General features: G+C 41.7%; 9 protein-coding genes. 1 reads left to right on the top strand and 8 read right to left on the bottom strand.

Annotation, left to right across the window (positions count from 1 at the left end):
- Nucleotides 1-20: 20 nt before the first annotated feature.
- From HCK02_RS02010 to HCK02_RS01975, 8 genes are all read right to left on the bottom strand, one after another.
- Nucleotides 21-1,928 (bottom strand): BglG family transcription antiterminator, encoded by a 1,908-nt coding sequence (locus HCK02_RS02010; RefSeq protein ID WP_167628477.1) that lies wholly within the window; start codon nt 1,926-1,928, stop codon nt 21-23.
- Between the two features lie 75 nt (nt 1,929-2,003).
- The gene (locus tag HCK02_RS02005; RefSeq protein ID WP_425482833.1) at nt 2,004-3,455 is read right to left on the bottom strand and encodes a glycoside hydrolase family 1 protein; all 1,452 of its coding nucleotides are present in this window, start codon (nt 3,453-3,455) and stop codon (nt 2,004-2,006) included.
- Nucleotides 3,456-3,460: 5 nt separating this feature from the next.
- Nucleotides 3,461-4,705 (bottom strand): PTS sugar transporter subunit IIC, encoded by a 1,245-nt coding sequence (locus HCK02_RS02000; RefSeq protein WP_167628475.1) that lies wholly within the window; start codon nt 4,703-4,705, stop codon nt 3,461-3,463.
- An 8-nt stretch (nt 4,706-4,713) separates the two neighbouring features.
- Complete coding sequence (locus tag HCK02_RS01995; protein WP_167628474.1) at nt 4,714-5,043, bottom strand: PTS sugar transporter subunit IIA; 330 nt, start codon at nt 5,041-5,043, stop codon at nt 4,714-4,716.
- A gap of 1 nt (nt 5,044) precedes the next feature.
- A complete protein-coding gene (locus HCK02_RS01990) occupies nt 5,045-5,362 on the bottom strand; it encodes a PTS sugar transporter subunit IIB (RefSeq protein WP_115751773.1) in 318 nt (105 codons plus the stop codon).
- 457 nt (nt 5,363-5,819) lie between these two features.
- The gene (locus HCK02_RS01985; protein WP_167628473.1) at nt 5,820-6,869 is read right to left on the bottom strand and encodes a bifunctional transcriptional activator/DNA repair enzyme AdaA; all 1,050 of its coding nucleotides are present in this window, start codon (nt 6,867-6,869) and stop codon (nt 5,820-5,822) included.
- A 153-nt stretch (nt 6,870-7,022) separates the two neighbouring features.
- Complete coding sequence (yicI, locus tag HCK02_RS01980; RefSeq protein WP_167628472.1) at nt 7,023-9,269, bottom strand: alpha-xylosidase; 2,247 nt, start codon at nt 9,267-9,269, stop codon at nt 7,023-7,025.
- 24 nt (nt 9,270-9,293) lie between these two features.
- Nucleotides 9,294-10,763 (bottom strand): glycoside-pentoside-hexuronide (GPH):cation symporter, encoded by a 1,470-nt coding sequence (locus tag HCK02_RS01975; protein ID WP_208970426.1) that lies wholly within the window; start codon nt 10,761-10,763, stop codon nt 9,294-9,296.
- Nucleotides 10,764-11,124: 361 nt separating this feature from the next.
- On the opposite strand from HCK02_RS01975, the gene HCK02_RS01970 reads away from it, so the two are divergent.
- On the top strand, nt 11,125-12,279 hold the full coding sequence (locus HCK02_RS01970) for an ROK family protein (protein ID WP_167628471.1): 1,155 nt from the start codon (nt 11,125-11,127) through the stop codon (nt 12,277-12,279).
- Nucleotides 12,280-12,400: the final 121 nt, after the last annotated feature.

Below are 12,400 nucleotides of genomic sequence, written 5' to 3'. Positions count from 1 at the left end.
TCTTATTCCTGCTTGCTTTTTCATTCTAAATAATAGCCTTCAGAAGTCATCAAGTGAATCAATCGCGTAATAAAGTCAGCACGGTTTTTACTTTTGTTCAAATAAGTAACATTTATTTCTTCCGCTAGCAGTTCAATCATTCTTGGGAAAATTTTATTGAAAGATTCCGAATCATCTTGATCTACCGATAAAGCAATCACTAAGTTCACCGAAGTGCCGTCCCACTCAATCTTTTCGCGCGAATGAATGATGAATAAACCGGTTTGATAAGAAACATATTTAATCGAGTGCGGAACAGCCACACCGCTCGGAAAAGAAGTCGAAGATAATCGTTCTCTCTCCGTAAGTTTTTCTAAAAAATTGGCAGGAACAAACTGTTTTGCGAGGAATCCCGAAGTAATAATCTCGAATATTTCTGCTTTATCAATAACTTCCGTTAGTTCCAAATAAAAGTCTTCACGAATCAATTGTGGTAAAAAATTCTCCAAAAAGGTTTTGTACTTTTCCTGCTTGATCTCCTCAACCGTTTTACGAATTAAATTCAAATCCTTGGTTGTTAGAAACTCCTTCACTGTGACAGATTTTGCTTGAGAAAGGAAATCTCGCTTTTTTTCCTTTGTCATTTGCGTGAAAATAATGAGTTCAGGCTGAATAGACAATTCTAAATCCAGTATATCTTGAACGACTGCTACAACAGTTAGTTCTTCTTCCAGTTCCTTTTTTATCCGATTTTTTATCCGTTCTTCATTCGAATTATATCGAGGCGTTACAATCACTGTTTTTATTTTAGCTTCAGCTTTCTTCTGACTATCTACAAATGATCCAATATGTAGTGCTAGAAAAGCCATTTCATCATCTGAAATCGTTATTTCTAAGTCGTTCGCCAGAATGGAAGATAAATAAATAGCCATATCAAATAAAACCGGGTACTTCACTTTAATCTCAAGCAAACTTAAATTACGAGAAAACTTTTGTTGTTTGGATCGTACATATAAATTTTGAACATGCAGAAGCAAACGTTTTTTAAAAGCATCATCATTAAAATCTAACAGGTATACCTCTTTGATCTCGGCTAGTGCTCGCTCTAGAGATGTGATGACTTGCGGTTCCACGAATTCTAGCAACTCCATATCCGTATGATGAAATTCGCCTTCACACAATAACCGTAATTCCTGACTATCCTCTTGCAGTAATTCAATCCCAAATTGCTCAAATAAGCGCTGACTAATTTCTTGAATTGCATCTTCTGTGATGTCTGTGATTTGGGAACGTAGTGTTGCTCCTTTTGCACGGTCGATAGCAATTGCCAAATGCAAGATAAAGTTTTGTAAGAAATAAGAATTCGGTTTGAGTTGGAATTTTTCAAAAGCCTTAGCCGTAATACTTGTGACTTGTTCTAAAGAAATCTCATCCAGAAATTTTTGGATATCGACTTCAAAGCCATTATCCCCCTGACCAGTAGAGCGAACGAGTTGGACCATCAAACGCCGTTTATTTCGATCCTTTCCTTCCAAGATAAAGCGCCCTTGACGCTGCCTAATGATTAAGTCGTATTTCCCTGCTAAGTTACGCAGTGCAGCTAAATCCGCACGAATACTCGCATCTGATACATAGAGCGTATCTGCCATATCGAGCACATCAATTCCCCGATCTGCATTTTTAAACAGTCTTCGCAAAATATAGAAACGCCTGCCATCAATAGACTGTTCCACTAAATCTGTCGTTTGCACATCTTTATTTTGCACAAAAAGCCGATAGCCTTCCCTACTCGTTTCAATTAAAGGGGCAGAACCCGCATTGACGGTTTTAACATAGTTTCGGATTGTTCGATCAGTAACGCCTAACACCTCGGCTAACTCTCTCGCAGAAACAAATCGTGCACCCGAAATTTTTTTTAAATAAGCTACTAGTCGTTCTTTGTTAGGCATATATTTCACACCCTTACACTAACGAGCGAAAAAACTAGCCGTCCTTCAAATGCTAGTTTTCGCTCTATCTTTTCTTTAAATTTGTTCACCATTTGTCTCGATGACCTCTTGATACCAGTTAAAACTATCTTTTTTAATTCGTTTGCCACTTCCTTGCCCTTCATCGTCAAGATCTACATAAATAAAACCATAACGTTTTGACATTTGTTGCGAAGAGCAACTGACAATATCAATTGGCCCCCAAGCACAGTAGGCAATGACATTTGCGCCATCATAGATTGCCCTGCCAACTTGCTCAATGTGCTTACTCAAATAATCCACACGATAATCATCGTGAATCTCGCCATTTTCCACTTCATCGTAAGTACCAAAACCATTTTCAGCAATGATAATCGGCTTTTGATAGCGATCTGCATATTGTGAAAGCGTATTGTAAAGCCCTTGTGGATCAATTTTCCATCCCCACGGACTTTCTGAAAGCATTGGATTTGGAGTAACAGATTCAGGCTTGTCCACATCCTTACTACTATCTACCATTTGCGAGAAATAGTAAGAAATCGCCAGGTAGTCCATCGTATTTTCTTTTAACAGCCGCTTTTCGTCAGCAGTCACTTCAATCGCTAGCTTATTTTCTGCAAAATAGTTCAGCGCATACTGGGGATAAGCACCATTAAACTGAACATCCGTAAAGAAATATTGCATCCGGTTATGTCGCATTGCTAGAACTACATCATCCGGTTTACAAGAAAACGGGTAAACCGTACCATCCGCGACCATCGTTCCAATCTCTAGATCATAGGGCAGCCCTTTTGCGTGTTCTTTTATTTTTGCACTTGCCACCATTTGATTATGAACGGCTTGATATTCTGCTTCTTCTATATTTTCGAATTGATCGGAGCAAATTGCAAGCGAGAGAAACGGTTCGACTTGAATCATATTAATTTGATTAATGACAATCCAATATTTTACTTTGCTACCAAAACGATCCAACAAAATTTTGCCATAGCGAGCAAACATATCAATCACTTGTTTATTTTGCCAGCCGCCATATTGCAAAGTAATCCCAATTGGCGTTTCATAATGAAGCATCGTAATGATTGGCTCCATATCAAGTGAAATCATTTTATCAATCATGCGCTCATAATAGGCAAGTGCTAATTCGTTTGGCTCCTTTTCATCCCCATTTGGAAAGATTCTTGACCAATCAATCGAAGTTCGAAACGTTTTAAAGCCCATCTGAGCGAGCATCTCTAGGTCTGATTCATAAGTATGATAAAAATCAATCCCATGTCGTTTTGGATAATAATGGGTTGTGTCATTTAGATGCTCACGAACTTGTTTAAGCGTCATCCCTTCCTTTTCTAGCTCCTGAATTTCTTGATTTGACAGTCCTTTTAAGTACGGCTGAACATCTGAAGTATTCGCCTTTTTGCCGTCAGCCGTAAAAGCACCCTCGGCTTGATTAGCTGCAATCGCACCCCCCCACAAAAAATTTTCCGGGAAATATGGATAATTATTTCTTCTCACAACAATCATTCTCCTTCCATTTCAAGATCTTGTTCAACTGCTTGTTTATCGTAAACTTTGAAAAACGGATAATAAATCAGCCATGAAATCACGAATAAAACAACAATAAGTAGAATTCCAGTGATGGACTTTGTCGTCACCCATGCAAGTATCGGCGCTGGCAGATACCATAATTGAAAGGGTTCATACGGAATGGGGACAATCCCAAATTTCATCACAAACCAAGTTATGATCGGACCAACTAAACCATTAATCCACATTGGAACCATTAAAATCGGATTGAACGCAATCGGTGCCCCGAACACGACCGGTTCATTGATGTTAAAAATCGAGGGAATAAGTGACGCTTTCCCAATAATACGTAAGCGATTGGATTTAGCCATGAAAGCAAGCATGATACATAATGACAAAGTCGCTCCACCGCCACCGATCAAAAAGAGTTGTCCAGCTTCAGAAGTAAAGATATTAGTAACCGCTTCTCCTGCTGCGTGATTAGCTTGGTTTTGCGCAATAGCCGGTAAAGCAATCGCAACTTGAACCGGATAAATAACCCAGCTGGAGATCCCGAATGAATATAAAAATGAAAAGCCCAAGAAATAAATAATAACAAAACCCCAAAAACTCGAACCCAGTTGAATGAGTGGTGAAAAGATACTATTTACAACATCATATAAGCTAATTTTCAATTCAAATGTGAATAGCCAGCCCACCAGAAGGACCACAATAATTGGTAAAAGCGTATTAAACCAAACTGCAACAAAATCTGGAATAGGTGAATCATCACTGATGAATTTAAGTTTAGCAAAAAGAGTCATAACTAGACCTACAAACAAGCCAGCGATAAGAGCAGCGATCATACCACCAGTTCCAAAAGCGTTTAAATCAAAGATGATTTTTCCTCCATCATTTGAAAATGTTGGGAAAATCATGATTAAGAAAAAAGCGACACCCGCCAGTCCTGCTTGTTTTTCAACGCCTTTAATCCCTTTATGCTTCATGACCGACTGAGGAATCAGAAAAGAAATAAATAAGGAAAATAACCCGAATGAAAACGTACTAATCGGAGATAAATCTGGAAAAGCGGGCCAATAATTTTTGATGATCGCCAAAATCGTAGCAAACGACCCGATAAAAACCATTGGCATAGCTGTTAAAATGGCATCCTGAATCGAAGCAACCCAGGCGTTTTTAGCAATTTTATTTACTTTTGGAGAAAATTTATCTGTCATCCACGTCATAAATTTATCCATGATGCTTGTCACCTCTCACTTGATTTTTTATACAACTTTATAAATTCTCGAATCAAATTAAATTCCGTTTTTACAGTCATTAGCGTGTCTTGCGCATGCCCAAATAAAGGTGAATAGGGAATTTCAATTCCTTCCGCTTCTTTTTGTAACGTACTCGTTTGCTCGCGGTGGGCTTGATGAATTTCTTCATTCGCTCGTTCCATCAAGCTATCTGCTTCCGCAAAATCCCCATTTGCAGCTTGTTCAATCGCTTTAAAAACAAAATCTCTTGCATTCCCAGCATGTAAAATAACTTCCATAGAAAGCAAATTTAGTTCTTCTTTTTTTACTTTTTCCATACTAATTCCCTTCCTTTAAAACTTCTTCAGCAAATTCAACTAGTCCCTTTCCATCAAGCGAACCATAAACTTTTTGAGGAATAATACCATATTTCACGCCTTTTTCCGTACAGACATCTTTTACTTCGTCGATCATGTATTTCAAATGCGGTGCCACTAAAAGTAAATCCGTAGTATCCAAATTATCATTTAACTCCGACTCACTTTTAGCCTTTATTTCAAAATCAAAGCCACCTTTTTTTGCAGCTTTTCTAGCCGCCGCTGCAACAAACCCTGAAGAAGCTCCTGCCCCACAAACAAGTAAGATTTTTTTCGTCATCGTCCATTCCTCCTTTGTTAAATCAAGCATACCAACTATAGAAAACGCATTCATTTAAATTTTTTTCCTACTAGCAGGAAACGCAGGGAACAGACTTATAAAAATTGATTGAGACTTGTCACTTTAAGACCCTCTGACAATGCTGGATGCTAAAACTTTAAAAGAAATCCCTATTCAGCGAAAAGCGGAACTTAGAAGCTTTTATCAAAAAAACCAATAAAAAACTCGCCTCTCTAAATAATCTAGTGACCCTTTAAAATGCGTAAGAGACCACAATAAAAGTAAAAGAAGAAAAATGCTTATCAAGCCCGTTTCACCTCACAAAAATATAGCCCAAATACGCAATGCTTTTTCTCCTAACGTGGCCGCTTTCTGCATCTCGTTCGTTGTTTGCGCAAAAACATAAAAACACCCTCAACCGTTAAATATCTAACGATTAAGGGTGTTTAGAGAGGCTTCATTCCACAATATGTCCTTCTAATTGAAGCAAGTATTTCTTGCGCCTAACGCCACCGCCATAGCCGCCCAGTTCTCCACTTGTTTGGATAACTCGGTGGCAAGGGATAACAATCGCGATTTTGTTTAGTCCATTGGCATTTCCAATGGCCCGGACGAGATTCTTATTGCCAAGTGCCAGTGCGATATCTTGATAGGACCTCGTTTCGCCTGAGGGGATTTCAAGTAGTGACTGCCACACTTGTTTTTGAAACGGAGTGCCATCCACATGTAGCGGTATCGTAAAACTCGTCCGTTCTTGCGCAAAGTATTCATCTAGTTCTTGCTCGAGCTTCGAGTTTATCTCTGTTTCGCCGACTAATATCCGAGCGTTGTGCTTCTTTCGGAGTTGTTCGATTTCCCGCTCCAAACCACGCCGATCCATGAATTCAAGCAGGTAGAGCGCTTCTTCATCCGTGATGCTGAACATCCGCCCAACTGGTGTTGCAATAATATTCACGTAAAGCGGCTTCACTTCGGTTTTTTTAGGCGGGTTCCCCATGATTTTAGTGAAAGCATCGTTAAAAGCACTCGGAGATTCGTAGCCAAGCGAAACTTGCTGATCGATCACTTTTTCACCTGCTAAAATTTCTTTGAAAGCAATCCCCATTCGTCTGGAGCTCGCGTATTGCACAAAAGTCATCCCGTAAATTTCCTTGAACTTGCGTCGCGCTGTGGCCGAATGAATGCCTAGTTCGTGAAAATCTGCTTCTTTCCAGCGCTTTTCCGGATGAGCTTCAACGGCGGCAACGAGCGTTTCCACTTCCTCTGGGATGCTGTTTGGATAAGAAAGCGGCCTACAGCGTTTGCAAGGCCTGAATCCAGCTAGCAAGGCTTCTTCTGCCGTCAAAAAGAATTCGCAGTTCTCAAACTTAGGCTTCCTAGCCGTACAGCTCGCATGGCAAAAAATCCCCGTTGTCTTGATTCCTGCAAAAAAAGTGCCGTCATATTGTTGGTTTTTTTCGAGCAGCGCCTCATAAAACTCCCGCGCTTTTGCTTCTGAAATCGCCATTTTGTCTCACTCCTTTACCTTTTCTTCTATTATAACGCTTTTTTTCGGAATTACTTTCGAAAAATGAACAACTATTTTTCCACATCAAAAAGAAGCCGCCCGAAAACGACTTCTTTCTTTTTTTTGCAAGAACACAGCGGATTTTGGCGGGTTTTATGCCTTTTCCTCGTAGTCCCCTGCTTTTTTAAGGCTCGTATCGAGTTTCACCTCGTGGCCTTCGCGAACAAATAAAGGTAAACTTAGGAAACTGTGGATTTCTTCAAACCATTCGCCATCTGATTCGACCACATCAGCCATGCCTTCATCCTTAACAAGGCGTGTCCATTTTCCTTTCGGCAAGTAAAATCTCGCCTTGCCTTCCTTATTGAAAATTGGTGCGACCAGTAAACTATCCCCGAGCATATACTGCAAATCAAGCCCGTATGTGTTAGGATCATTCGCAAATTCAAGGAATAGCGGACGCATCAAAGGAATTCCCTCTTCCACAGCCTTGCGCGCTTGCGTATACAAATAAGGCATCATTTGTACTTTAAGCTTCGTAAATTTGCGAGTTACTTCGACCGCTTCCTCATCAAACAACCATGGCACACGATACTGAATGTTGCCGTGGTAACGTGAATGCGAGGATAATAGTCCAAATTGCGTCCAGCGTTTGTACAGATCTGCTGGCGTACTTTCTTCAAATCCGCCAATATCATGGCTCCAGAAGTTGAAACCACTTAATAAGAACGATAAACCGCCACGTAACGTGTCTGCCATCGACGTATAACTTGAAACGTTATCGCCGCCCCAATGAATTGGAAATTGTTGCCCGCCGACAGTGGCACTTCTTGCAAATACAACGGCTTCACTATCGCCTTTTTCTGCTTTAAGCACATCATAAACTGCTTCATTATAAAGATGTGTATAGAAGTTATGCGCGCCTTGCGGATTCGAATCATCATGGAACTTCGCATCATGCATTGGCACGCGTTCCCCAAAGTCCGTTTTAAAGCAATCCACGCCCATGTTAAGCAAGCGTTTTAAATGATCTTGATACCAGCGAACCGCTTCCGGATTGGTAAAATCAACATAAGCATTGCCCGCTTGCCAAAGATCCCACTGCCAAGGCGTTCCGTCTTCATGTGTGATGAAATAGCCCTTCTGAACGCCTTCTTTAAAGAGTGGAGACTTCTGCGCAATATATGGATTGATCCACACGCAAACCTTCAAACCCTTGTCATGCAAACGGCTAAGCAACCCTTTCGGATCCGGGAATGCCGCCTTGTCCCACTCGAAATTGCTCCACTCAAAACCCTTCATCCAGAAACAGTCAAAGTGAAACACATCTAGCGGCAAATCGCGTTCTTCCATGCCGTCGATGAACTTCATCACCGTTTCTTCCGAATAATCCGTCGTGAAGGAAGTCGAAAGCCAAAGCCCAAACGTCCAAGCAGGAGGAAGAGTGCCGCCACCCGTCAATTTGTTGAACTTGCCGAGTACCTCTTTTGCAGATTCCCCTGCGATGACAAAGTATTCCAGATGCTCACCTTCCGTCGCAAACTGCACGCGCTGCACGTTCTCGGATGCAATCTCGAAACTGACTGGCTGACTGTGGTTGACAAAGACGCCATAATAAAGACCGTTTTGCTTTTTAAGCCCAGGCTTGCACGCTAAGTAAAAGGGGATATTTTTATAGGATTGCTCCGAACCCGTTCCGCCATCTTTATTGATAATTTCCACCGATTGGCCATTTTTCACAAACGGCGTAAACCGTTCCCCAGTCCCATAAATTTTCGTATCGACATCAATATTCAACATTTCCCGCATAAAATGCTTCGAACGCTTCAAAATCATCCCTGCTTGACGTGCATCTTGATAGTTCGCTTGTGCTCCCGCAACACTTAGCGGGTAGAGCGATCCAGCTGTGAGGTCATCAATGGATGCTTGCGCTGCTGGCTCTGAAGCCGTTAGCTCGTTTCGATGACCTGATTTGTCTGTAAAATGAAAAGCCATCCTAAAGTCGCCGTGTAGCGGCAGTTCCACATCAAGCCGACCGGAGCTCAGTTTCGTGTTTCCTGCCCGAACGCCCGCGCCTTGCCCGTTTACTTCGCCTTCCTCAATTTCAACTTTCGGCGCCACTGTTTTTTCCGGATAAAGCGTGTAGCGCGGATTTTTGTCATCCACATCGAAGTGCGTCAGCCGAATGCCAATCACGTCTTCCATCGGCGAGAACGCGCGAATCGTAGTATTCCCCACGTTAAGTGTGTTGCCGCGTTCGATAATTTTTCGGTACGTTGCGTAAGCAAGCAGCGAGTCATTTCCGGCTTCATCTTGCACGGCGGAAGCTTCATAGACCTCGACTGGATTTTCAATTTTATACTGCTCTTTATTTAACCAATAGCCATCTGTAAATTTCATCTTCATTCTCCTTTAACGTTGATTTTACTCGGATAATTCTCGAGCGTGTTTTTCGTCTAATTCGGATGCCATTTGGTCTTCAAATTTGTCCAAATTATTGAAGTAAAGGGCAATCGCGGATAGAATGTAGCCAATCAGTGGGATCCAAATGAAGCCAAGCGAAATCGCGTTTAAGGCTGTATCTGGCTGACTCGTCACGTTTGCGCCCGTCGATTCGATGTAGTGCCCCATCGCGAGTACCGCTGAGAGAAGCATCGAACCAAGTCCCATCCCCAGTTTCGCGGAAAAAGAAGAGAAAGAAGTAACAAAACCTTCAGCACGAATGCCATTTTTCCATTCTCCGAAATCCACTGCGTCTGAGAGCATTACGGCAATTAGTGCCCCAATCAAGCCTTGGCTTAAGTAGAAGAAAACGACCGCGGTCAAAATAATAGGAACATTGCCGCCCATTTGTTCGGATAAAAACAGCAAGAGCTGGGACACGATCGTTCCAATCATTCCGATCATCATCGTATTGCGTTTCCCGATTTTGCCGACGAAAAATGGAACTAACGCGGTTGTAGCCAGTTGAAGCGTAGTTCCAAGAAGTGTGAGCGAACCGAGCGCTTCTTGCCCTAGATTATATTTGAAGTAGTAGGGAAGCGCACTTGAACGAATCGCGAAAGCTCCCCAAAAAACAAAGTTGATGAAAATAATGATAAACCATGGATAATTCCCTTTGATTGCCTTAACGCTTTCACGCATGGGGACAGAACGTTTAGAATCTCGTGTGACAACGCGTTCTTTCGTCCCGAAAAAGGCTGTGAACATTGCAATAATCGTAATAATCCCAAGAATAACTGCCCAAATGGTCCAACCAGCAGCTGATTTCGATCCACTCGCGCCATCGCCCATCAATCCGCCAAAGAAAACGACAGCGGGAAGGGTTAATGGCAAGAATAGCGCCGACCCAAAGTTTCCAAAAAATTGACGGATCGTAGAAAGCGTTACTCGTTCTTTTGGATTAGATGTGAGTGCCGGTAAAATCGAAGTTACGGGGATATTAATGGCTGAATAAAGGACTTTCGCGCCAATATAAGCGATATAAATCCACACGATTTTTGCTGTTTCGCTTCCCATAATGAAGCTTGGTGCCGAAAAAGCCATAACACAAAAAATTGCAAACGGAATCGTGAACCAAAGCCAATACGGTCGTGATTTCCCCCATTTTGTGTGCGTCCGGTCGATCAATTGCCCCCAAAAAATGCCGTCCACCGAGTCAATGATAGCCGTTAGCGCGAAAAGCCCCGCAGTCGCTGCCGCTGCAACGCCTAACGTATCCGTACAAAATACAAGGAAATACGTCCCGAGGATTTGAAACACCGTATTACAACCAAAATCACTCATCGCATAAGCAATTCGCTCTTTCCAAGGCACTTGATTCGCCCTGACCGTTTTCGCCGGCGTGCTGATCGCCCCGCCAGCCACGTTTTTTTGATCTAGATTTTGTTCCACTTTGCTCCCTCATTTCTGTTTTTATCGTTAAGTTTCATTGCTAGAACCCGCAAGTGAGCGCTACAACAATTTATTTGCCTTTCTAAAGGTAACGCTTTCAAAAAATGGGATTGACTTTGAATAAAACCTTAAAATCTACTTCTCGTTGATAGCGTTTTCAATTCCATTGCTATTTTACTTCATCGTATTTTCGTCCGAACCAGTTGTACTCACTCACATCCTTTCCATTCAAAGTTGACTTAGGTTTATTTGTACGATAAACTAACTTACAAGAACTAATATAAAAGATTCTAAAATAATTGTCAACCGCTTTCAAAAAATATATGCTATGATTATAGACGAAAGCGAAAGGAGCCACCCTATGATTTCCAGTAAATACACCATTCGTGAACAAAATGAAGCGAAAATATTAAATTTTATTATTCAAAACAAAGAAATTTCGAGAGCGAAACTATCCGAGTTATCCAAACTCAACAAGGCTTCCGTTTCGTCGATCACGAAAAAGCTCATGGATATCGAGCTTATTTTCGAAACCCGCATTGGGGATTCTTCCAATGTTGGCGGAAGAAAACCGATCATGTTATCCTTCAACAAAAAATCTTCCTTACTACTCGCGCTCGACATCGGCTACAATTACATTGAAGCTGCCTTAGCATATATCGATGGGACGATCGTCAAAAGTCTTAGCCAAAAAGACAAGTTGATTACTTCAGAAAATGCGATTTCTGTTATCGAAGAAACGGTGCGCAATTTAACAGCAGATCTCCCAGAAACCCCGCATGGCATTGTCGGAATGACGCTTGCGATTCACGGGCAAGTATCAAATGAAGAAATCATTTTCACGCCTTACTACGATCTCGACCAATTAGACTTATTCACCGAGCTTGGCGCGCGATATGCCTTTCCGATTTACCTTGAGAACGAAGCCAATTTATCAGCACTTGGCGAATACACGTTTTCATCGGAATATGAAAAATTGATCGCGATCAGCATGCACAGCGGAATTGGAGCTGGAATCGTTGAATCTGGCAAGCTTCATCTCGGGAAAGACGGGAAAGCTGGCGAAATTGGGCATACGATTTTCCAACCACACGGCAAAGCTTGTCCTTGCGGGAATAATGGTTGCTTGGAACGCTATGGAGCGAATGAAGTGATCTACGACGAACTTCGCGAATTAAAAGGACTTGAAAAAGTCAATTCGAATGTGCTCGTCCGTTACTATGAAGAAAACGATCCAGAAACTTTCACCCTACTTCGAAAGTATTCGGATATTTTGAGCGTTGGCATCAATAATATCATCATGATGTACGCACCAGAAATTGTCGTAATCAATAGTTCGATTACACGAAAAATCCCGATCACGATTGATTTCATCAAAGACCGCGTCAAAAATCGCCTCGCTACCGATGTCATCATCAAAAATACTTCCCTCGGTGAGAATTCCACGCTTTACGGGGCACTCGCCTTCACCGCACAGAAATATCTGAATATCGAGCGGTTGAAGCTTGGGGAATAACGTTTAGAAAAGCCAAAAAGGCCTTCGCCTTTTCGGCTTTTTATTTATCTGTATTTTCATTTTTGTCTACTTTCTATCCTCAATATCAAAAATCCTACCCTTAAATTTATCCTTCGTAAAT

Source organism: Listeria valentina, from assembly GCF_011800755.1.
Taxonomy (GTDB): Bacteria; Bacillota; Bacilli; order Lactobacillales; family Listeriaceae; genus Listeria; species Listeria valentina.
This window is presented reverse-complemented; position numbering and strand designations above follow the sequence as displayed.

What these genes read in the sequence shown, in the direction of transcription:
- HCK02_RS02010 (WP_167628477.1), bottom strand. Translation starts at nt 1,928, where the DNA reads ATGCCTAACAAAGAACGACTAGTAGCTTATTTAAAAAAAATTTCGGGT.
- HCK02_RS02000 (WP_167628475.1), bottom strand. Translation starts at nt 4,705, where the DNA reads ATGGATAAATTTATGACGTGGATGACAGATAAATTTTCTCCAAAAGTA.
- HCK02_RS01995 (WP_167628474.1), bottom strand. Translation starts at nt 5,043, where the DNA reads ATGGAAAAAGTAAAAAAAGAAGAACTAAATTTGCTTTCTATGGAAGTT.
- HCK02_RS01990 (WP_115751773.1), bottom strand. Translation starts at nt 5,362, where the DNA reads ATGACGAAAAAAATCTTACTTGTTTGTGGGGCAGGAGCTTCTTCAGGG.
- HCK02_RS01985 (WP_167628473.1), bottom strand. Translation starts at nt 6,869, where the DNA reads ATGGCGATTTCAGAAGCAAAAGCGCGGGAGTTTTATGAGGCGCTGCTC.
- yicI (WP_167628472.1), bottom strand. Translation starts at nt 9,269, where the DNA reads ATGAAATTTACAGATGGCTATTGGTTAAATAAAGAGCAGTATAAAATT.
- HCK02_RS01970 (WP_167628471.1), top strand. Translation starts at nt 11,125, where the DNA reads ATGATTTCCAGTAAATACACCATTCGTGAACAAAATGAAGCGAAAATA.